This is a genomic window from Pseudomonas petrae, assembly GCF_021728295.1.
Taxonomy (GTDB): domain Bacteria; phylum Pseudomonadota; class Gammaproteobacteria; order Pseudomonadales; family Pseudomonadaceae; genus Aquipseudomonas; species Aquipseudomonas petrae.
Window position 1 is genome coordinate 113,371 of sequence record NZ_JAKJXE010000005.1, and the last position, 20,806, is coordinate 134,176.

The 20,806-nt window shown below is 61.3% G+C and carries 18 protein-coding genes and 1 tRNA gene; 13 read left to right on the plus strand and 6 right to left on the minus strand.

Going from position 1 to position 20,806, the window contains the following annotated elements; all coding sequences use genetic code 11:
• Positions 1–11 precede the first annotated feature (11 nt).
• From L4G42_RS10170 to L4G42_RS10220, 11 genes are all read left to right on the plus strand, one after another.
• Positions 12–827: an ABC transporter permease gene (locus L4G42_RS10170; RefSeq protein WP_237250398.1), complete on the plus strand. Its 816-nt coding sequence runs from the start codon at positions 12–14 to the stop codon at positions 825–827.
• Positions 824–1,588 (plus strand): ABC transporter ATP-binding protein, encoded by a 765-nt coding sequence (locus L4G42_RS10175; protein ID WP_237250399.1) that lies wholly within the window; start codon positions 824–826, stop codon positions 1,586–1,588. Before L4G42_RS10170 ends, L4G42_RS10175 begins: the two co-directional genes overlap by 4 nt.
• Before the next feature lie 13 nt (positions 1,589–1,601).
• Complete coding sequence (locus L4G42_RS10180; protein ID WP_237260795.1) at positions 1,602–2,327, plus strand: urea amidolyase associated protein UAAP1; 726 nt, start codon at positions 1,602–1,604, stop codon at positions 2,325–2,327.
• Between the two features lie 10 nt (positions 2,328–2,337).
• Positions 2,338–2,961 carry an urea amidolyase associated protein UAAP2 gene (locus L4G42_RS10185; RefSeq protein WP_237250401.1) on the plus strand — a complete coding sequence of 208 codons (624 nt, stop codon included), beginning with the start codon at positions 2,338–2,340 and terminating at the stop codon, positions 2,959–2,961.
• Positions 2,962–3,089: 128 nt separating this feature from the next.
• Positions 3,090–6,728 carry an urea carboxylase gene (gene uca / locus L4G42_RS10190; RefSeq protein ID WP_237260797.1) on the plus strand — a complete coding sequence of 1,213 codons (3,639 nt, stop codon included), beginning with the start codon at positions 3,090–3,092 and terminating at the stop codon, positions 6,726–6,728.
• Positions 6,729–6,869: 141 nt separating this feature from the next.
• Complete coding sequence (locus tag L4G42_RS10195) at positions 6,870–10,286, plus strand: dermonecrotic toxin domain-containing protein (RefSeq protein ID WP_237250403.1); 3,417 nt, start codon at positions 6,870–6,872, stop codon at positions 10,284–10,286.
• Positions 10,287–10,449: 163 nt separating this feature from the next.
• A complete protein-coding gene (locus L4G42_RS10200) occupies positions 10,450–10,668 on the plus strand; it encodes a cysteine-rich CWC family protein (protein ID WP_237250404.1) in 219 nt (72 codons plus the stop codon).
• Positions 10,658–11,350 carry a pseudouridine synthase gene (locus tag L4G42_RS10205; protein ID WP_237250405.1) on the plus strand — a complete coding sequence of 231 codons (693 nt, stop codon included), beginning with the start codon at positions 10,658–10,660 and terminating at the stop codon, positions 11,348–11,350. Before L4G42_RS10200 ends, L4G42_RS10205 begins: the two co-directional genes overlap by 11 nt.
• 83 nt (positions 11,351–11,433) lie before the next feature.
• Positions 11,434–12,318, plus strand: coding sequence for an alpha/beta fold hydrolase (locus L4G42_RS10210; protein ID WP_237250406.1), 885 nt, complete (start codon positions 11,434–11,436; stop codon positions 12,316–12,318).
• Positions 12,319–12,502: 184 nt separating this feature from the next.
• Positions 12,503–12,576: transfer RNA gene (locus tag L4G42_RS10215), tRNA-Gly, on the plus strand.
• 237 nt (positions 12,577–12,813) lie between these two features.
• Positions 12,814–13,602 carry an EAL domain-containing protein gene (locus tag L4G42_RS10220; RefSeq protein ID WP_237250407.1) on the plus strand — a complete coding sequence of 263 codons (789 nt, stop codon included), beginning with the start codon at positions 12,814–12,816 and terminating at the stop codon, positions 13,600–13,602.
• A gap of 78 nt (positions 13,603–13,680) precedes the next feature.
• On the opposite strand, the gene L4G42_RS10225 is transcribed toward L4G42_RS10220, so the two are convergent.
• From L4G42_RS10225 to L4G42_RS10235, 3 genes are all read right to left on the minus strand, one after another.
• The gene (locus tag L4G42_RS10225; protein ID WP_237250408.1) at positions 13,681–14,451 is read right to left on the minus strand and encodes an alpha/beta hydrolase; all 771 of its coding nucleotides are present in this window, start codon (positions 14,449–14,451) and stop codon (positions 13,681–13,683) included.
• 657 nt (positions 14,452–15,108) lie between these two features.
• Positions 15,109–15,582 carry a hemerythrin domain-containing protein gene (locus L4G42_RS10230; protein ID WP_237250409.1) on the minus strand — a complete coding sequence of 158 codons (474 nt, stop codon included), beginning with the start codon at positions 15,580–15,582 and terminating at the stop codon, positions 15,109–15,111.
• Positions 15,583–15,838: 256 nt separating this feature from the next.
• A complete protein-coding gene (locus tag L4G42_RS10235; protein ID WP_237250410.1) occupies positions 15,839–16,036 on the minus strand; it encodes an SPOR domain-containing protein in 198 nt (65 codons plus the stop codon).
• Between the two features lie 211 nt (positions 16,037–16,247).
• Between L4G42_RS10235 and L4G42_RS10240 the strand changes: the two genes are divergently transcribed.
• A complete protein-coding gene (locus L4G42_RS10240; protein WP_237250411.1) occupies positions 16,248–17,282 on the plus strand; it encodes a DUF4917 family protein in 1,035 nt (344 codons plus the stop codon).
• A 36-nt stretch (positions 17,283–17,318) separates the two neighbouring features.
• On the opposite strand, the gene L4G42_RS10245 is transcribed toward L4G42_RS10240, so the two are convergent.
• Positions 17,319–17,549, minus strand: a complete 231-nt coding sequence (locus L4G42_RS10245) for a hypothetical protein (protein ID WP_237250412.1) — start codon at positions 17,547–17,549, stop codon at positions 17,319–17,321.
• Positions 17,550–17,913: 364 nt separating this feature from the next.
• Between L4G42_RS10245 and L4G42_RS10250 the strand changes: the two genes are divergently transcribed.
• Positions 17,914–18,813: a DMT family transporter gene (locus tag L4G42_RS10250; RefSeq protein WP_237250413.1), complete on the plus strand. Its 900-nt coding sequence runs from the start codon at positions 17,914–17,916 to the stop codon at positions 18,811–18,813.
• Here the strand turns inward: L4G42_RS10250 and L4G42_RS10255 are convergent.
• The gene (locus L4G42_RS10255; protein ID WP_237250414.1) at positions 18,810–20,027 is read right to left on the minus strand and encodes a class I SAM-dependent methyltransferase; all 1,218 of its coding nucleotides are present in this window, start codon (positions 20,025–20,027) and stop codon (positions 18,810–18,812) included. The genes L4G42_RS10250 and L4G42_RS10255 overlap by 4 nt on opposite strands.
• A gap of 144 nt (positions 20,028–20,171) precedes the next feature.
• The gene (locus tag L4G42_RS10260; protein WP_237250415.1) at positions 20,172–20,789 is read right to left on the minus strand and encodes a TPM domain-containing protein; all 618 of its coding nucleotides are present in this window, start codon (positions 20,787–20,789) and stop codon (positions 20,172–20,174) included.
• Positions 20,790–20,806 lie beyond the last annotated feature (17 nt).

The window sequence follows — 20,806 nt, forward strand, 5'->3', positions numbered from 1 at the left end:
AGGTCTTTGCCATGCGCCTGATAAACCGCCGCCCGGATCGCGCCAGTCGCCTGATTCTGGTGCTCCTGCCGTTCGCCCTGTTGCTGTTCGCCTATTTCACGGGCTCGGCGACGCGGCTGACGGAAAACCCCAACGACAAGCTGCTGCCCAGCGCCGTGCAGATGACCGAGGCGATCAAACGCGTGGCGTTCGTGCCTGACCAACGCACCGGCGAATACATCCTCTGGCAGGACACCGGCGCCAGCCTGCAACGACTCGCGATCGGCCTGACGATCAGCGCGGTAGTCGGCTTATGCCTGGGCATTGCGTCGGGGGTACTGCCGTTGTTCAGCGCGCCGCTGTCGCCGTTGCTGACGGTGCTGTCGATGGTGCCGCCGCTGGCGATTCTGCCGATCCTGTTCATCGTCTTCGGTCTGGGCGAGCTGTCGAAGGTGATGCTCATCGTCATCGGCATCACGCCGGTGCTGGCCCGTGACCTGGAGCAGCGCGCCCGAGAGATTCCGGTCGAACTGCTGATCAAGGCGCAAACCCTGGGCGCCTCGACCTGGACGCTGATCCTGCGGGTGGTGCTGCCGCAATTGCTGCCGCGCCTGTTGATCTCGCTGCGGCTGGTGCTGGGGTCGGCGTGGCTGTTTCTGATCGCGGCCGAAGCCATCGCTTCCACCGACGGGCTGGGTTACCGGATCTTTCTGGTGCGGCGCTATCTGGCGATGGACATGATTCTGCCCTACGTGGTGTGGATCACCCTCCTCGCCTGGCTGATGGACTGGGGCCTGAAAGCCCTCACGCGCAAGGCGTTCCCGTGGTACGAGGGCGCGCGCCCATGAGCTTCATTTCGGTCAAAAACGTCTGGCAGCAATATGGCGATCAAGTCGTGCTCGAAGGCTTGAACCTGAGCATTGCCGAAGGCGAGTTCTGCACGCTGGTGGGCGCGTCGGGCTGCGGCAAATCGACGTTCCTGCGCTTGCTGCTGGGCCAGGAAGTCGCCAGCAAAGGCACCATTCTGCTGGACGGCAAGGCGCTGGCGAAAGAACCTGACTCGACCCGGGGCGTGGTTTTTCAGCGTTATTCGGTGTTCCCCCATTTGTCGGTGCTGGACAACGTTGCCCTGGGCCTGGAGTTGCCGCGCTCGGCGTTGCTCGGGCGGCTGTTCGGCGCCGCCAAGCGTGACGCCCGGGAACAGGCGGCGGCGCTGTTGCACAAGGTCGGCCTCGATCACGCGCTGGACAAGTACCCGACGCAATTGTCTGGCGGCATGCAGCAGCGTCTGGCCATTGCCCAGGCGCTGATCATGAAGCCTCGGGTTCTGCTGCTCGACGAGCCTTTCGGCGCGCTCGATCCCGGAATCCGCAAGGACATGCACGCGCTGCTCCTAGAGCTGTGGCGCGAGACAAAGCTGACGGTGTTCATGGTCACCCACGACCTCTCCGAAGGCTTCAACCTCGGCACCCGACTGCTGGTGTTCGACAAGGTCCGCATCGACCCCCACGCCCCCGGCGCTTATGGCGCGCGCATCACTTACGACATTCCCCTGAACAGCGATCGTCGCGCCGCCCGCGTGGCGCTCGATTCGCTGAAAACGGCTTGAAGGACATTGCCCCATGACTGAATCAACCCCGCTGTTTCCCGTGTTCGCCGAAGAACTCCTGCCCGGCGGCGGCCACCTGTCGTTCGTGCTCAAACGAGGCGAGCTGTTGCGCCTGACCGATCTGAACGGCAACGCCAACGTCAGCCTGACGATGTTCAACGCCCACGAAAAAACCGAGCGCCTGAACCTGCCCGACAGCCTCAAGTGCCAGCACACTGCCAAACTCACCAGCGGCCACTGCCTGTATTCAGACATGGGTCGCGTACTGGCCGCGATCACCGCAGACACCTGCGGCTGGAGCGACAGCATCGGTGGCGTGCTGTGCGCCAAAGAGGTCACCGAGAAATACGGCCAGGGCCGCTATCAGGAACTGCGCAACGGCTTCTTCCGCAACGGCGCCGACAACTTGCTGGTGGAGATGGGCAAGTGGGGTCTGGGCCTGTCGGATCTGTTGATGACGCTGAACCTGTTCAGCCGGGTCAACGTCGACGATCACGGCGCGCTGACCTTCGTTCCCGGCAACTCCAGAGCGGGCGACAGCATCGAGTTGTACGCGCCGATGGACACGCTGGTCGTCATGACCGCCCTGCAACACCCGATGAACCCCAACCCCGAGTACGCGCCGCAGCCGGTCACGCTGAGCTGGATGAAGGCCGACCCCAGCGTCGCCGAACACTGCCGCACGTCACGCGAAGAAAACCTGCGCGGCTTCATCAACACCGATCGCCTGTTCGCCTGAGGAGGCCAGTATGACTAACACCATGACCTCTGCCCCCGTTTCCATCACCCACATCCCGGCAGGCGAGCCCTCCCTGACCGAACTCAAGGCCGGGCAAACCCTGCGCCTGCTCGACCTCGAAGGCAATCAGGCGGTCGACACGCTGTTTTACAGCCTCGCCAACCCTCGCGAACGCTATGACGTGCAACGCACGTTGCGCCGGCAGAACAACGTCTACCTGAGCAAGGGCAGTGTCCTTTATTCGAACCTGGGCAAGCCGATGCTGACCATCGTCGAAGACACCTGCGGACGCCACGACACCCTCGGCGGCGCCTGCGCCCAGGAGAGCAACACCGTGCGTTATGCGCTGGAAAAGAAGCACATGCACAGCTGCCGCGACAGCTACCTGCGCGCCTGCATCCATGACGGTCGGCTGGGCAAGCGCGACATCAGCCCGAACATCAACTTCTTCATGAACGTGCCGGTCACGGCAGACGGCGGGCTGACCTTCGAAGACGGCATTTCCGGCGCCGGCAAGTACGTCGAACTGCGCGCCGAGATGGACGTGATCGTGCTGATCTCCAACTGCCCGCAACTGAACAACCCGTGCAACGGCTACAACCCGACGCCGGCTGAACTGCTCGTCTGGGACTGACCGCTGACCACAGTTTCAAGGGTTCAAGGCTTCGGCGCGAGGGACGGCCTTCGTGCAACGCGTACAACAGCGGGACGGCCCGCTACCCAGTGTGGGGTTGATCGCTATCGGTCCCCGGGGTCTATGCCATGTTCGACAAACTGCTGATTGCCAACCGCGGCGCCATCGCCTGCCGCATCCTGCGTACCCTTCGCGACCTGCAGGTCGGCGGCGTCGCGGTGTACGCCGAAGCGGACGCTGCCAGTCTGCACATCCTGCAAGCCGATGAAGCCCACAGCCTGGGTGAAGGCGGCGCCGGGGGCACCTACCTGGCGGTGGACAAGATTCTCGCCATCGCTCAATCCACGGGCGCCAAAGCGATCCATCCGGGTTACGGCTTTTTGTCCGAAAACGCGGCCTTCGCCCAGGCCTGTGAAGACGCCGGCATCGCCTTCGTCGGCCCGACACCTGAGCAACTGCGGGTCTTCGGCCTCAAGCACACCGCCCGCGCCCTCGCGAAACAGCACGGCGTGCCGATGCTCGAAGGCACCGAACTGCTGGACAGCCTTGAAGACGCCTTGACCGCCGCAGAATCCATTGGCTACCCGGTGATGCTGAAAAGCACGGCGGGCGGCGGCGGCATTGGCATGCGCGTGTGCAGCAGCGCCAGCGAGCTGAGCGAGTCGTTCGAGGCCGTCAAGCGACTGGGCCAGAACAACTTCAGCGACGCCGGCGTGTTCATCGAGAAGTACATCCAGCGCGCCCGTCATCTTGAGGTGCAGGTGTTCGGCGACGGTTGTGGCGACGTGATCGCCCTCGGCGTGCGCGATTGCTCGGTGCAGCGCCGCAATCAGAAAGTCCTCGAAGAAACCCCCGCGCCGAACCTGCCCAGCGGCATGGCCGATGAGCTGTGTGCCTCCGCGATAAAGCTGGCGAAAGCGGTCAACTACCGCAGCGCCGGCACCGTGGAGTTCGTCTTCGACAGCGACGACCAGCGGTTCTACTTTCTGGAAGTGAATACCCGCTTGCAGGTCGAGCACGGTGTGACCGAGCAGGTCTGGGGTGTGGACCTGGTGAGCTGGATGATTCAGCTTGCGGCCGGCGATCTGCCGCCGCTCGTTGAACTGCGCGCGGGTTTACAGCCCGTCGGCCATGCGATTCAGGCGCGTTTGTACGCCGAAGACCCGGGGCGGGATTTTCAGCCCTGTCCGGGCTTGCTGACCTCGGTGCACTTCCCCGCCGCCGACGGCAAACACCTGCGCATCGACACGTGGATCGAGGCCGGGTGCGAGATTCCGCCGTTCTTCGATCCGATGATCGCCAAAGTCATCAGCTGGGCGGCGGACAGAGCGTCCGCCAGCGACGGTCTGGCCCAGGCCCTGAGTGAAACGCGGCTTTACGGCATCGAGACCAATCGCGACTACGTGCGGCAGATCATCGCGGATGTGCCGTTCGCCAGCGGTCAGCCGTGGACCCGGTGTCTTGAGGGGCTGACCTATCGCGCCGACACGCTTGAGGTCCTGAGCGGCGGCACCCAGACCAGCGTTCAGGATTATCCGGGGCGTCTGGGCTACTGGGCGGTGGGCGTGCCGCCGTCCGGTCCGATGGACAGTCGATCGTTGCGTCTGGGTAATGTTCTGGTGGGTAACGCTGAAGGATGCGCCGCGCTGGAAATCACCATGACCGGGCCGACGCTGCGCTTTAACACCGATGCTGTGATTGCCGTGACGGGCGCGGTCATTCCGCTGACGCTGGATGGGGACGCGCAGCCGATGAATCAGTCGTTGCTTGTTTCTGCTGGATCGACGTTGGTGCTCGGCACCATCGCTGGCGCCGGCGCCCGCAGTTATCTGTGCGTGCGGGGCGGGCTGGACGTGCCGGATTATCTGGGCAGCAAAAGCACGTTCACGCTCGGCCAGTTTGGCGGGCACGGCGGACGGGCGTTACGTGCGGGGGACGTGCTGCATGTCGCGCCGCTGGTGGACCGCAGCGCAGGCGAACAGTTGGCGCTAACGGAAATCGCCGAGCTGCAGCAAGTGCGCGATATCCGGGTGATCTATGGCCCCCACGGCGCGCCGGAATACTTCACCGAGCGCTATATCGAGACTTTCTTTGCCACCCACTGGGAAGTGCATTTCAACTCCAGCCGCACCGGCGTGCGCCTGATCGGGCCGAAGCCTGAATGGGTACGCGCAGACGGCGGCGAAGCGGGTCTGCACCCGTCGAACATTCATGACAATCCGTACGCCATCGGCGCGGTGGATTTCACCGGGGACATGCCGGTGATCCTCGGCCCGGACGGGCCGAGCCTGGGCGGATTTGTCTGCCCGGTGACGATCATCGAGGCGGATCTGTGGCAGCTGGGGCAGCTCAAGGCCGGGGACAAGGTGCGGTTTTATCCGGTCAGCGTCGAAGCGGCCCGCACGATTTTCGGCAGGAGCGCGCTTGCCCGCGAAGAAGCCGGTACATCCGATGAATGTCTGGCGCCCGAGCCATTGCATTCGCGGGCAAGCGCGCTCCTACAGGGTGTAGCGTTGATCTCGCCGGTTGTGCTGGACATCGGCAAAGACGACACCCGCCTAGTCGCCCGCCTGTCCGGCGACACGCACCTGCTGCTTGAAATCGGCGCGCCGGAACTCGACCTGGTGCTGCGCTTCCGCGGCCATGCGCTGATGCAGGCGCTGGAAAGCAAGCAGCTCACCGGGGTGATCGACCTGACACCGGGCATTCGTTCACTGCAGGTGCATTACCAGCCCGAGCAACTGCCGTTGAACACGCTGCTCGATGTGGTCGCCGGCGAGTGGGGCGGCGTCTGCGCCAGCAAGAATCTGGAAGTGCCGTCGCGCATCGTTCATCTGCCGCTGTCCTGGGACGATCCGGCCTGTCAGTTGGCCATCGAAAAGTACATGACCACCGTGCGCAAGGACGCGCCCTGGTGCCCGAGCAACCTGGAATTCATTCGCCGCATCAATGACCTGCCAAATCTGGAGGAAGTGCACCGCACCGTCTTCGACGCCAGCTATCTGGTGATGGGGCTGGGCGACGTCTACCTCGGCGCGCCGGTCGCCACGCCGCTGGATCCCCGACATCGTCTGGTCACCACCAAATACAACCCGGCGCGGACCTGGACCGCTGAAAACTCCGTCGGCATCGGCGGCGCGTACATGTGCGTCTACGGCATGGAAGGCCCCGGCGGCTATCAGTTCGTGGGCCGCACGTTGCAGATGTGGAACCGCTACCGCGCGGTGGCCGCGTTCGATGGCAAACCGTGGCTGCTGCGGTTTTTCGACCAGATCCGCTTCTATCCTGTCAGCGCCGACGAGCTGCTGACCATCCGCCGCGATTTCCCCCTCGGTCGATACCCGCTGCAGATCGAGCACAGCACGCTCAATCTCACGGACTATCAGGCCTTTCTGGCGGACGAGGCGCAGAGCATCGCGGCATTCCGCAACCAGCAGCAGAGCGCGTTCAACGCCGAGCGCGAGCGCTGGATTGCCAACGGTCAGGCCTCGTTCGAAAGCGACGAAGCGGTGGCCGAATCCACGCAAGAAGCCTCGCTGCAAGATGGGCAGACCAGCATCGACAGCCACATTGCCGGCAATCTCTGGCAGGTGCAGGTCAGCGTCGGCCAGCGCGTTGAGGCGGGGGAAACGCTGGTGATTCTGGAGTCGATGAAGATGGAGATCCCGCTGCTGGCGCCCCACGCCGGTGTGGTTAGCGACGTACGCGTGCAACCCGGCTCAGCCGTCCGCGCCGGGCAACGCGTCGTCGTACTGGACGCCGGCTGATTAGCGCGGTTGCCGCTTGGGGCTTACCGCTCGTAGCTTCCTAAAGGCATAAAACACGGTCGCATACGCAATACATAGATACCGCCATTGCAATCCGACATCGCGCCATAGTGGGCACCTTTCCACGTGGCGCGATTTTCCATGAACGACAGCAGCAGCTCCCATCCCGCGAGCAGCCTTGATCTGAGCTCCAACGACAGCCTGCCCCATGGCAGCGCTTTCAGCGTTTCACCGTTCGCGGAGCGCGTGCGCCCGGCACAATCCCTGGAGCCCAGCGCCGTCGCGCCCGCCCAACCTCACACGCTCAACCACAAAAGATTGATGCGCCAGGCCGTCAGCCCGGTCGCTGAGTTGTTCTACGGATCGGTCTGGGTGCTGAAGGCCTGGCACCTCGATCTGGAGTTTCCGCCCTCGGTCGTCCGCCATCTGGACCAGAGGCTGAAGGAAACGCTGCAGGCCAGATTTGGCGCGCCCATTGACCTTGATGAGCTGGAGGTCAGTTTTAGCACCGCGCTGGAGCCAGCCGTGGAGGCAGACGGCCGGGAGCGTTTCGAGTTGCGCCTGACGTTGCGCGAGCTGGGCCGGGAAGTGCTGAACCCGCCCGGGTTGCTCGCACTTCGGCGCTGCGCCGAGCCTGATCGCCCGCTGTCGGCCTCAACGCCGTCCCTGACCGTCTCGGTGTTTTTCGAGTTGCTCTTGAAAGCCCGATGGACGCTGGAACATGCGCAGATGCAGCGTCGGTTCTGGGAGCGGCACGGTACTGCATGGGAGATGCTCGCCAAGCTGGCGTTTCTCGATGGCCTGACCCGTTTGCATTCGCGCAAGCGCATCGATAACGAGGGCCATCTGCTGGCGCTCGATGCGCTGGGGCTCACACGTTTCCCGCAACACATTCGGGAGCTGCAGCCGATAAGGCCGCCGGCACGCTCGGTCGTGCGCGGACTGGCGCTGAACGGCGAGATCATCCCCGGTATCTTCCACGTACGATCCAACACCACGGGGCATTGCTATGTCCATGTGCTGGGCAGCGCGCCTCACTGCCATGAGTACATCAGCGATGACGCGCCCTGGAAGGCGGATGAGGTGCTGCAGGCGATCAACGCATCGGCCTGGCATCGGCTGAATCTCTCCCTCGAGAGCGCGCAGACCCTCCTCACGCTGACCGCTCCCTCGGACGACGCGTTCACTCAACTGCGTGTCGCCCAGCAACGGTTCTGGGCAGCACGACTGACCGGCAGCGACGCAGTTGAATCGCCCGACGCACTCATCGACGACGACCACGCGGCGCTCATGCCCATCGAGCCAGCGCTGGCAGTGGTCAGCGCCCTCGATTACTGGCAGCACCATGAGCCATTGCTGGCGCGAATCCCTACGCCCCTCGGGGTTGCAAACCGGCTCATGGGCCAGTGGCTGAGGCAGATGTCTCCCCGGCCCAATCGGGTGCCGTTGAGGAAAACGCACACGCTGATCACAGACCCGCAGCGGGTGTTCATCCGTTACCTGCCCGGCACGTCGAGGACGCCTTGGGGTCACCCGCGGATTGCGGCGGCGAACGTGATCGTCACGCCGGATGAAACGCCCGTCACGCTGGGTCAGGCACTGATCAGCCGGTTCAGGGCGCGTCAGCCTCAGGGGTACGATGACGAAGGCGGTCGCTGGGTCGTGTATGCAGACACGAGCGGCCAAGGGACGTGGTCGACCGAGGCGGAGTTGAATATCAGCGCGGCCAGCGTCGAGGCGTACATTCAAGGCATCGACTTTCTCGGACTCATGCGGCGCCGACTCGACCAGTTCTGGCAGCAGCAACACGCCGACGTCGAGCGCTCGCTCTGGTCGACGTTCGTCGGCCAGGCGCTGGTGGCCCTCAAAAGCGGCGATCTTTCCATGGACAGTTTCCAGATGGTCATCGATGCCGTAGAGCAGGCTCAACAGGTGCATGTGCCGCAGGCGCCGCTTTCCGTGACGGCCCGCATCCGCTGGAGCGCTGTGGGCTTTTACGTCAGCAATGGCCTGCCACTGAGTTCTGATTGCCCTCCCTGCGTCGGCTTGCTGGTGATGAGCGCTACACACAGAGAAGGCGGGGTGCTTTATCAGGCCGGGCAGTCCACGCCCTTCGTGCCATTCAGCGATCGTCAGCAGCTCGTCGACCATCTGACCGCCGCCGCTGCAAACCCAGCATGGCGCGAGACAGTGCTCAACTACATGCCGCGCCGTTTTCACGCCAGGCTCAGCTATATCCTCGAACTGTGGGGCGGGGTTCGTGCGCCAGCAGAACCGGTTTCGACCCTGCGCCCCTGGACCGAGCCGCTGTATAACCCGGATAGCCATGCGGCCCGGCAGCGTCAATTGTGCGAGCAGGAAGTGTCCGGCTCGCCCATGGGATTTATCTGTGAAAGCCTGCGTCTTAACAGCCAGTACGACGCCGAGGACAGCATCGTGACCGACCGCGAGCAGGCACTCGGCGCCTGGATTCAACACCTCAATCGCCTGCAATTGCTGCTGGCGCCGATGGCCCTCCTACTGCCGGCGACCTCGATTGCGGCGCTGACGGCCAGCGCGGCCAGCGTTGCATTGAATATTCAGGCCGCCAATCTCCCCGGCGACCGTCAGGAAGAACGGCGCCAGGTGATGTTCGCCATTCTGTCCCTGGGGCTGTTGCACATGGCGCCGGCCACGCCACGACTTTTCCAGGCGTTCAGCAAGCTCGCAGCGCCGACTGCTGCCCTGAGCCGAGGGCTTGGGCGGGGACTTCGACAGGGGCTTACGCGAGGCCAGTCCGCTCTGCCTGCCCGTCGTTTCGGGGACTGGCTGCGACGTTCGACCCAGCCGCGCAAAACGCTGCTCAAGGCGTTTTTCAATGGGGCTGGACTGATGAAGACATGGCGCGTGGCGGGCAACGCCGAATTCGGTACTTCAGCGGTTCAGGTGTGGAAGCTGGGACGCAAATTTCTGCTGTGGACATCGGACCGCACCCAGGCACGCACGCTGGTCGTCAGCAGCCATGGTTACTACTTGCCATGGACGCGGACGACAGCGATTCCCAACGGTACTGAACTGCGAACCTTCGCGCCCCACGGCCATGAACTGGTTGACCCGATGCTGCACCGGATCGCCAGCCAGTCGGTGCGTCCCTACGCGATGCTGAACAGCGCTCAGACGTTGCCCGGCCCGGATGTCGGGCCCTTTCCGGGCTTTCTGGTGCGGGACACGCTGATGGCGGGTACGACTTTGCCGGGGCGCATAAAAAACTACACCCTCGCGAAATTCCAGAGCGAACACTACGAAAGTTATCGCGACATCAGCCAGATCGTGCGCAACAGTCACCAACCTCCGTTACCGAGCCCGCTCCCTGCGACGCCCATGGATGTGCTGACCGTGCGCAACCGGTTTGGCATGACCAACCCGACCCTGCAGGACCTGTTCGGGGAGTTGCATCGGCAAGGGATTCATTACGACAACATCCTGCTGGTGCATTGCCGCTGCCCTGCCGTGGGATCAATGCTGGGGCGCTCCCCTTCTTTTGTAGCACCCCAGGGCCAGTCGCCGATTACCCCGTAGGCGCGTTGCCGGAGATCACATGCTCATGGCGCGAGACAAGGCCGCGCGCTAGCATTGGCGGCGTTACACACCCGCGTAAACCCTGATCGCACGCGCAACGAAGGCGCTGTTCGGCGCCTGCCACTGCGTCGATCATCAGAGACACCCAGAGGCCGTGCCTTACATGGACACTCACATCATCGACACGAGCACTTGCCCCGTGTGCGGCGCCAGTAACCGCTGCACCCTGGCTGATCCGCGCACAGTGGATCAAGCCTGCTGGTGTTTTACCGTCGCCATCGATCCTGAGGTATTGGCAGCGTTGCCCGAAGCGGTGCGTGGACAAGCGTGTCTTTGCCCGCAATGCGCAGGCGTTGAGGCGAAGCGTCGCGATGCGTCTTGACCGTTTCCTCAGCAACCTGCCGCGTTTCAGCCGCAAAGACGTGCGCCTGGTGCTGATCGCAGGCCGCGTGCAGGTCGACGGGTTGCCGGTAAAAGACCCGCTGCATGAGGTCCGCGAATTCAGTCAGGTGCGGATCGACGACGAAGTCCTTCAGCTCGGCAAACCCGCTCGGTATTTCATGCTGCACAAGCCCCAGGGCTGCGTCAGCGCGACCGTCGATCCGCAGCACCCCACCGTGCTCGACCTGCTTGATGAACCCGACAAAGACGATCTGCACATCGCTGGCCGTCTGGATTTCAACACCTCCGGGCTGACGCTGATCACCAACGATGGCCAGTGGTCGCGCCGCCTGACGCAACCGACCACCAAGCTGGCGAAGGTTTACTACGTTGAAACCGAAGACGAAATCGGCGCGCATTACATCGAGAAATTCACAGAAGGTTTTTATTTCGCGTTCGAGAACCTGACGACACAACCCGCCGAGCTGACGATTCTCGGCAGTCATCGCGCCCGGTTGAGCATCGTCGAAGGGCGTTACCATCAGGTCAAGCGCATGTTCGGTCACTTCGATAACAAGGTGACCCGGCTGCACCGCGAGAGCATGGGGCCACTGATGCTCGACTCCGCGCTGGAGCCGGGGCAGTACAGAGCCCTGAGTGCCGATGAAATCGCGTTGGTCTGAAACCTGTGTCGAATTGCCTACCTGTCACGAAACGCGTGCAACGTGTCTATGCGCACCCCGTTTTTTCGTCAGGAGACATGGAGATGAGACCAGAAATCGCTGTGCTGGATATACAGGGCCAGTTCCGGGTTTACACGGAGCTCTATCGGGCAGACGCCGCCGAGAAGACCATCATTCTGGTCAACGGCTCACTCGCCACGACCACCTCCTTCGCTCAGACCGTGCGCAACCTTCATCCGCAATTCAACGTCGTGCTGTACGACCCGCCTTACGCCGGCAAATCAAAACCCCACAACGCCCATGAACGCCCGCTGACCAAAGAGCTTGAAGGCCAGCTGCTTCTGGAGCTCATCGACCATTTCAACGCCGAACTCCTGATGTCGTTCTCATGGGGTGGCGCGGCGGCGCTGGTCGCCTTGGCCCACCGGCCCAAGCGTATCGAAAAGGCCGTGATCAGCTCGTTCTCCCCCGTCATCAGCGACCCGCTGCGCGACTATCTCGAGCGCGGCCGGCAACACTTCGGCACTTACAATCGTCACGGCGTCGGGGAGTTGCTCAACAGCACGTTGGGCAAACACCTGCCCTCGCTGTTCAAGCGCTACAACCACAAGCACGTCAGCTCCCTGGATTTGCACGAGTACGCGCAGATGCACCACCACATTGATCATGTGTTGGACGCGAGCAATCATCCTCAGATGAAAGCGGCCAAGCGCATCAACGTGCCGGTGCTGTTCATGAACGGCGCGTGGGACGAGTACACCTCGGCTGCCGACGCCCGCCACTTCGCCCACTACATCCGCGACTGCCACTTCACCACACTGCAGAATGCCGGGCACTTTCTGGACATGGAGAACAAGGCGGCGTGCCTGGCATCAAAAAATGCGCTGCATGGGTTTCTGAAGCCCGCACCCGAACCCCGGCGCGTTCATTACAGAACGGGGCAGTCGCAACAGGCGTTTGCGGTGTAACAGGAATGGGAGAAGAAAGGGCAGAAGACGGGGAAGCACTGGTTTGCTGCAGACCCTGATGAGTGCCATCGGAAGGCGAATCAGGCGTCGGCCACACGGCATTTGGTCGGTGCGGCATTTAACGCTTCAATTAACCCGCCGCATCTGGTACAAAGTCAGCCGCTCCAAAGGCGTCGAGTTAAAAGCGGGTATAGTTTAGTGGTAAAACGAAAGCTTCCCAAGCTTTAGTTGAGGGTTCGATTCCCTCTACCCGCTCCATCTTCCCCAGTGTTTCCGGGCCTTTCAGCCGCCCCCCCTCTCTCTGAATCAACCTCGGTTCTTGCCCTTGACTTCTAAAAGACCGAGTCAGACCTCCCCCTCTCATGCATCGATTTCGTTACCGCTGATCCCCTGCTGAAATTCCGCAGCACAGTTTTCACCCACGCTGCCGATACAGAGAAACCAGTCGCTCAAAATCCACACATCGACCGACGAACTCTCAAGGCACTGACGATCATGCAACGCATACCCCTGGCAACCTTCGAATCCATTGGCTGCGCTGAATGTCGAAATCTGGAAGCGCTGGGTTTCGACTTCACCATGGCGTTCCAACCTATTTTCAACGTCACCACCGGAGCGCCGTTCGCCTACGAGGCGCTGGTACGGGGTGTCAACGGTGAGTCTGCTGCTTTCATCCTGGGCCAGGTCAACGACGGCAACCGTTATCGGTTCGACCAGGCGTGCCGGGTCCGGGCCATTGAGCTCGCGACCCAGCTGGGACTGCCCGCGATTCCAGACTGCAAGCTCAGTATCAATTTTCTGCCTAACGCGGTGTATCGCGCCGAGACCTGCATTCGTGCAACGCTTGAAGCGTCCAGGACCTTCGATTTTCCGGTGGATCGGCTCATGTTCGAAGTCACCGAAGGTGAGCGCGTCGAAGACCCGAATCATCTCAAATCCATTTTTGAAGAGTACGCGCGGCAAGGCTTCACCACCGCCATCGATGATTTCGGATCAGGTTATTCCGGCCTCAATATGCTGGCGATGTTTCAGCCACACGTCTTGAAAATCGACATGGCACTGACCCGAAGCATCGACCAGGACGCCGTGCGTCGGGCAATTGTTGAAGGGATCGTGTTGGTTTCCAAGCGTATTGGCATCACCGTTGTCGCCGAGGGCATCGAAACCCACGAGGAGCGCGACGCCCTGTTGGATCTGGGCGTCGAGCTGATGCAGGGCTATCTGTTTGCCAGACCCATTGTTGGGCAATTGCAATCGATGCCGCTGGATCTCATTTGCCGGTGAGATTCAGTGCGCGTGGCTGGATCGCGGTGACCACTAACGCTTGGCACCGATCGCAGGTTCAGCCGTAGACCGGCTAGTTCAATCTGCAGCGTGCGCTGCTGCCTGTTCGATCAACGCTGCCACTTCCTGCGGACGGGACTGGTACACCGAGTGGCTGGCGCCTTTGATCTCGATGGTGTGGCTGTTGGCCCGCTTGGCGTACATGCGCTCAAGGTCCGGGTTGATGATCCGGTCTGCCCCGGCCACTGCGTACCAGCTAGGCTTGGTTTTCCACGCGGGCACGCCAGCGGGCGTGGTGAATACCGACGCAGCGGTCGGCTCCTGGGAAATGGCTTCGAATTCAGCCTGAGCCTTGGGCAGGTCAGCCGCGAAGTCTGCCGGGTAGAACGCAGGGTCGAGGGACAGGAACCCGTCTACGGTTTTCTTTACCGCCTTGGTGGCATTGGGGTACAGCTTGCCGTTCTGCGCTTCGGTTTCACCCTGGTCCAGCGCGTGGGCGGCGATGTACACCAACCCCACGACATGGGCGTCATTGCCAACATCCGTGATGATTGCGCCGCCATAACTGTGGCCGACCAGAATCGTCGGGCCATCCTGCTGATCAACGATGCGTTTCACCGCCGTCACGTCATCGGTGAACGACGTCAGTGGGTGTTCAGCGATCGAGACGTTGTACCCGTCCTTGCGCAGGATCTGGTAAACCGGCTTCCAGCCCGACCCGTTCACAAAGGCGCCATGCACCAACACGATGTTCTTCACCGGCGCAGCCTGAGCCCCACTGGCAACGCCCAGTGCCAGGGCGCCCGCCGTAAAAACGCTGAGCAGCAATGACGCGTTGACTCTGTTCATGGGGTGCTTCCTCAGTGTGCAGTCGTGGTCGGGGGCTTGAGCGGGATAGCCAAAGCCTGGCCCGGCCTTTGGCTACGAACCATTGAATGCGCTGCACGTATCTGCAATGTGTCGTTGAGGGTGAGCTTTAAATCAGCGCGTATCGCCAGAGGGTCTAGATACACGGGTATACAAAGTCTTGCAGTGTGCTGCCTGGCCCCTTCCCGGCTAAAGCCGGTCCTACAATGAAGCGCGCCGCCAGCCCCACTGAATGCATGCAATTCAAATGTAGGACCGGCTTCAGCCGGGAAGAGGCAAGTGTGCTCGCCATTGGTTTGCAGCGTGACGGCCGACGCTTTCCCGGCTAAAGCCGGTCCCACAATGGAGGCCACCGCCAGTCCAGCTGAATGCATGCAATTCAAATGTGGAACCGGCTTTAGCCGGGAAGAGGCAAGTGTGTTCGCCATCGGTTTTGCAGCGTGACGGCTGACGCTTTCCCGGCTAAAGCCGGTCCTACAATCGAGTCCACCTCCAGTCCAACTGAATGCATGCGATTTAAATGTAGGACCGGCTTTAGCCGGGAAGATGTCAGCAAGTGCGCCGGGCGACTGTCAGACACATAAACCATCACCTAGAAAAAAGCCCGGAAATATCCGGGCTTTATCATTCCATCAGCGCTTACGCCGCAATGCTCGACGACATGGACTTCTTGTATTCAGCCTTCATCGCTTCCATCTGCGCGCCAAGCTCTTCCAGCATCTTCTTGCCCAGCAACTTCTCAGCTTGCGGGAACATCTCTTCCTCTTCTTCCTCGATGTGGTGCTCCAGCAGCTCCTTGACGACTTTCACACGACCGGAAAACTCCGGGGTTGCAGGGTCGGTTTGCTTGAGGTCCGGCAGCACGAGGGCATCGACAGTGCGATGCTCTTCCTTGGCTTCGTAGTACATGATGTCCTGCTCTTTGCCACCGGCCTCTTTGAACGCCGGATAGAGAATTTCTTCTTCGATCCTGGTATGGATGGTGATTTCCATTTCCAGCTTGGCGAGCAGGTCGGTGCGCTTTTTCACACCGCGCTCCGTGGACTCGCTCAGTTGGGTCAGAATGGCTTTGACGCGTTCATGGTCGGCTTTCAGAAGTTCGATGGCGTTCATGTTTTTTCCTCTGGATCACGGTAAGCGGATCGATCTAAGTGCCGACCCTGCAGGTTCGTGATTAGCGTTGCATCGAGCGTGCCGTAATAGCGGGGTATCAGAAATCCCAACTAATCAATGAGTTATAAAAATACGGGAAATACGAAATCGTGCAGGCTGCATGAAACTTCGCAAACGGATAGTGCAGTTCACGAGTTCCTATCCGCCTTATTGAGCTCCGGCAAAACCGGAGCCCAAATAACGATAAACCGGATCATTAATGCGCTTTGGTGGCCGCCCCTAACGCCGTCCGCTCCTGATAAGCAGGCAGCGAGGCCGCAAATGCCATGGCCTCTTCGCGGGTGGAAAACGACCCTAATCGGTCGTGATGGGTGCAGACCCGCCAGGGCCCGTTGTTTACGTTAATCACATCGTAGCCGTTGAAGTGCGTTTTGCTGAGCATCGCGGTATGCATGGTGATCTCCCCCTCATTCAAGAGAGTGTTATGGGTTGTCGGATAAAACCTTACACCCGCCGTTCACTCTATAGACGTTACCGAGACCAGCGGCGCCCTCCTCAAAACGTTCAAGGCCGGCATGCCGCGTTGACAACGCCGACCTGGGTTTCTATAAGTCCCCTCCGTTCTGGCGTCCGGTCAGTACCTGCTCACCTGAAAGCGAAGCGAGATGATGGAATTCACGGATTTTGATGCCGAACTGGCTGACTGGAACACCCTGCAAGCCGCCGATCCCTGCTCGGGACTGCTGTTGGGCAACGGCGCCAGTCTTGCCGTGTGGAAGAACTTCGCCTACGACTCGCTGTTCGAGTTGGCGCAGACCACGCGCAACAAACCCTTGAGCGCCACCGAGCTGGCGCTGTTCAAATCCATGGAAACGGAGAATTTCGAACCCGTGCTCAGCGGCTTGAAAGTTGCCATGCGGGTCAATGCGGCGCTGACGATTGGTTCGTCATCACCACGCAACCGCTATTTCGCGATCAAGGAAGCCCTGATTCACGGCATCCGCTCGGCGCATATTCCGTGGCGGCTAATGGAAGCGGCGACCATCGCCAGGATCAGCGAAGCCCTGAGCCAGTACCAGACGGTGTACTCCACCAATTACGACCTGCTCGCTTACTGGGGGGCGATGCATGGCGCACAGCCATTCGATGATCTGTTCGACGACGATGCGATGTTCAACCTGCACCGCACCGACAGCCACGCAACGCGCATTTTGTACCTGCACGGCGGAATGCATCTGGTGAAGAACTTCGATGGCACGGCGCGCAAGCTGATGTCCTCGGAGAGCACGCTGCTGGGTAGCTTCGCGATCAACGCGCTGGAGGATGTGCCGCTGTTTGTCTGCGAAGGGCGCAGCGACGACAAGATGAAGATCATCCGCGGCTCGGACTATCTGTCGTTTTGCCACGCCCAGCTGGCGCAGCATGAGGGCGCGCTGTGCGTCTTCGGCCACTCGCTGGGCAAGCAGGATCGACACATCCTGAACGCCATTCTCCAGGCCCGTCCCAAGCGCATCGCCATCTCGGTGTTGCCGCGCAGCGACGCCTTCATCCAGCACCAGAAACGCCGCTACAGCGAGCTGTTTGAAGGGCAGAACATCGAGCTGACATTCTTCAACGCCACGACCCACCCGCTGGGCGATCCAACGCTTGCGGTGCCGGTGGCGCGGTTGAAGGAAGCATTGGAGTTGAAGAAGAGCTGAGGGATTATCGCTTCCAATCTTCCCAGCCCCTGCCCTTTACTCGTTACCTTCCGACAATGACCCCACCACCACTGCCCCACCCTGCGCGTGTTTATTGACGCTGGTGGCGACCGATTCGGTGGTCAGGCGCATGCTGCTGAGGGCGGCGAGTCGGTCGCTGCTCGTCGTGTGCACGACGCTGCCTGACCATTGAGCCGCCACCGTTGCCATCCATGCGAAAAGGAATAACACGACACCCTGCAACGCCCATTTTTCGATAACCGACACGATGGTTCTCCTGGCTGAATTCGACGGCATCAATTTGACCTTCAAACTGTTGCAGCAACGTTGCATTCAACTTTTGCACCAACATTTGGGCTGATTCAGTGAGCGATCGGAAAATCCTCGAAAACGGCATTTCCCCCCTCGACCCTTTCTATGATTCCCGACTAAAGCCGGTCCCACTCAATATGCACCTGTCACGGCTAAAGCCTGTCCTACTAAACCGCGTTCGATTAGTAGGACCGGCTTCAGCCGGGAAGCTTTTGAAGTGTACGGACGATTCCGCACGCATCTGTAAAGGGCCGCCACTCCGGTTCTATGGCTGAATGAGCGTGCGTTTTGCACCAACAAGAACAAGGCACGACCCAATATGTCCTCTCGTGAAAACACCGGAATGGCCCTCGGACTGATCGGCGTGGTGATCTTCAGCCTGACGTTGCCCATGACCCGCATCGTGGTGCAGGAAATCCATCCCTTGCTCAACGGCCTGGGCCGCGCCCTGTGTGCGGCGGTGCCGGCGGTGGCGTTACTGCTGTGGCGCAGAGAAAAATGGCCGACCCGCGCGCAGTTCAAGGCGCTGATGGTGGTCGCGCTGGGGGTGATCGTCGGGTTCCCGGTGCTGTCGGCCTGGGCCATGAAAACCCTGCCCGCCTCCCACGGCGCACTGGTTAATGGTCTGCAACCTCTATTGGTCGCCATCTACGCCGCCTGGCTGTCACACGAGCGTCCGTCGAAAGCCTTCTGGGCTTGCGCGGCGATGGGCAGCGTTCTGGTGCTGGGCTACGCGCTGATCAGCGGCGCCGGCACTCTTCAGGCCGGTGATTTGCTGATGGTCGCCGCGGTGGCGATTGGCGGGCTGGGTTATGCCGAAGGTGGGCGTCTGGCAAAGGAGATGGGTGGCTGGCAGGTGATCTGCTGGGCGCTGGTGATTTCAATCCCGGTGTTGATCGTGCCCGTCAGCTATCTGGCGTGGCAGCATCAGGGCCCGATATCCCCCGGCACCTGGTGGGCCTTCGGGTACGTGTCACTGTTTTCGCAATTCATCGGCTTCTTCGCCTGGTACGCCGGGCTGGCCATGGGCGGCATCGCGCGGGTCAGCCAGATTCAGCTGGTGCAGCTGTTCTTCACCATGGCCTTCTCGGCGCTGTTTTTCGGCGAGCACATTGACCCGACGACCTGGATCTTCGCCGCCGGGGTCGTGGTCACGCTGGCCATCGGACGCAAAACCGCTGTGATTGCACCCAAGCCGGTGGCTGCCGCTCGCGTCTAGCCCAGCAGGCCGTCCGCCTGCAGCAAGCCCTCCAGGCACTGCTCATGAATGCCGTAGAACACTTTCAGCTCCTGGATCTTCGCCAGCAGTTCAGCGGGATTCGCCGGGACGGCGCGCTTGACCGCCAGAATCATCTTGTTCTTGTTGGTGTGCTCCAGCGAGATGAACTCGAAGACCTTGGTTTCATAACCGCAGGCCTCCAGCAGCAATGCGCGCAAGGCATCGGTGACCATTTCGGCCTGCTGGCCCATGTGCAAACCGTATTGCAGCATGGGCTTGAGCAGCGTCGGGCTCTGGATCTGCAGGCGGATCTGTTTGTGGCAGCACGGCGAGCACATGATGATCGAGGCGCCCGAGCGGATGCCGGTGTGAATCGCGTAGTCGGTGGCGATGTCGCAGGCGTGCAAGGCGATCATCACGTCCAGTTCGCTGGGCGCCACCGAACGCACGTCACCGCACTTGAACACCAGACCCGGATGCTCCAGCCGCGCGGCGGCGTTGTTGCAGAGCGTGACCATGTCCTCGCGCAACTCGACGCCGGTCACATTGCCTTCGGTCTGCAAGGTGTTGCGCAGGTAATCGTGAATGGCGAAAGTCAAATAGCCCTTACCCGAACCGAAATCCGCAACCGTGACCGGCGCGTCCAGCCTGATCGGTGAGGTCGCCAGCGCGTGGGAAAACACCTCGATGAACTTGTTGATCTGCTTCCACTTGCGCGACATCGCCGGGATCAGCTCGTGTTGCTTGTTGGTCACGCCCAAATCGGTCAGGAATGGCCGGCTCAGTTCCAGATAACGCTTCTTCTCGCGGTCATGCTCGGCGGTCGGGGCTTCGCGTTCCTGCTGGGCCTTGTTGCGGAACAGCGTGCTCTTGCCCTTCTTGCTGAACTCCAGCTGCACTTCATCGGTGAGCGAAAGCAGATGAGCGTTCTTGAAGGACTCAGGCAGCAGGCTGGCAATCAGCGCCTGCGCCTCGGCGAGGGGGTGATTTTTGGTGATGTCGCGGGTCTTGTAGCGATACACGAAGGACAGACACGGCTGATCCTTGACCGTGACGGGCTTGATGATGACCCGCTGCAACTCCGCTTCACTTCCGACGTACTTGGCCAGCACCAGTTTGATCAGCGAATTTTGCGTCAGGCAGGTGTCCAGCAAACTCAGGAACTGAGCGCGGTGGTCCTGCGCAGGAACGGTGGCGGGTGCGGTAACGGACATCGGAAAGCGCCTCGGGAGCGGAAATGCGAGGCGCTATTTTAGGCGGGTCGTAAGCAGTAGGTGCAATTAAATGACGCGGAGCGTCGGAAGAGGCATTCCTACGCGGAGCGCGGGAACGATCATATCGGCAGGCGTGAGGCCGCCCTACCCCAGCACCACCAACCGATTCGGTAACTCATTGCGCGCCTCGGTCACAGGGACGTGCTCGCTCAGCACGTCGCCGCACGAACGGACACACCCTACAAACCCTTCCAGAATCCGGCCGTCCTTCACCTGACGGGTGAAGGTCTCGACCATCCCGCGCCAGACTTCGTTGTCCACACGCCGGGCGATGCCGTCGTCGACGATGATCTCGACGTAACGCTCGGCCTCGCTGACAAAAATCAGCACGCCGGTGCCATTGGCGGTGGCATGGAGATTCTGTTCGAGAAACTGCCGACGAGCGAGATTGCCCGCCCTCCAGTGGCGCACGCGAACAGGCACCAGCCGCGTGGTGATGCCGGGCAACCGGCACACCAGCGCCACCATGATGAACGTGACGACCTGCACCAGCAGCAGATGATTGGCACTGAGCCAGCCGGTCAGCAGGTTGATCAGCCCCGGCACGAGCAGCGCGATGACCCCGGCCCAGATCAGCGGCACGTAGGTGTAGTCGTCGGCACTGGTCGCCAGCACCGTCACCAGCTCCGCGTCGGTCTGACGCTCGACGCTCTCGATGGCGTGGGCCACCTGTTGCTGTTCGTCTTTATTGAGCAATGTCATGCAAGCAAACCCTTCCT

Coding starts and splice junctions, on each gene's coding strand:
- L4G42_RS10170 (WP_237250398.1), top strand. CDS start 12: ATGCGCCTGATAAACCGCCGCCCGGATCGCGCCAGTCGCCTGATTCTG.
- L4G42_RS10175 (WP_237250399.1), top strand. CDS start 824: ATGAGCTTCATTTCGGTCAAAAACGTCTGGCAGCAATATGGCGATCAA.
- L4G42_RS10180 (WP_237260795.1), top strand. CDS start 1,602: ATGACTGAATCAACCCCGCTGTTTCCCGTGTTCGCCGAAGAACTCCTG.
- L4G42_RS10185 (WP_237250401.1), top strand. CDS start 2,338: ATGACTAACACCATGACCTCTGCCCCCGTTTCCATCACCCACATCCCG.
- uca (WP_237260797.1), top strand. CDS start 3,090: ATGTTCGACAAACTGCTGATTGCCAACCGCGGCGCCATCGCCTGCCGC.
- L4G42_RS10195 (WP_237250403.1), top strand. CDS start 6,870: ATGAACGACAGCAGCAGCTCCCATCCCGCGAGCAGCCTTGATCTGAGC.
- L4G42_RS10200 (WP_237250404.1), top strand. CDS start 10,450: ATGGACACTCACATCATCGACACGAGCACTTGCCCCGTGTGCGGCGCC.
- L4G42_RS10205 (WP_237250405.1), top strand. CDS start 10,658: ATGCGTCTTGACCGTTTCCTCAGCAACCTGCCGCGTTTCAGCCGCAAA.
- L4G42_RS10210 (WP_237250406.1), top strand. CDS start 11,434: ATGAGACCAGAAATCGCTGTGCTGGATATACAGGGCCAGTTCCGGGTT.
- L4G42_RS10220 (WP_237250407.1), top strand. CDS start 12,814: ATGCAACGCATACCCCTGGCAACCTTCGAATCCATTGGCTGCGCTGAA.
- L4G42_RS10225 (WP_237250408.1), bottom strand. CDS start 14,451: ATGAACAGAGTCAACGCGTCATTGCTGCTCAGCGTTTTTACGGCGGGC.
- L4G42_RS10230 (WP_237250409.1), bottom strand. CDS start 15,582: ATGAACGCCATCGAACTTCTGAAAGCCGACCATGAACGCGTCAAAGCC.
- L4G42_RS10235 (WP_237250410.1), bottom strand. CDS start 16,036: ATGCATACCGCGATGCTCAGCAAAACGCACTTCAACGGCTACGATGTG.
- L4G42_RS10240 (WP_237250411.1), top strand. CDS start 16,248: ATGATGGAATTCACGGATTTTGATGCCGAACTGGCTGACTGGAACACC.
- L4G42_RS10250 (WP_237250413.1), top strand. CDS start 17,914: ATGTCCTCTCGTGAAAACACCGGAATGGCCCTCGGACTGATCGGCGTG.
- L4G42_RS10255 (WP_237250414.1), bottom strand. CDS start 20,027: ATGTCCGTTACCGCACCCGCCACCGTTCCTGCGCAGGACCACCGCGCT.
- L4G42_RS10260 (WP_237250415.1), bottom strand. CDS start 20,789: ATGACATTGCTCAATAAAGACGAACAGCAACAGGTGGCCCACGCCATC.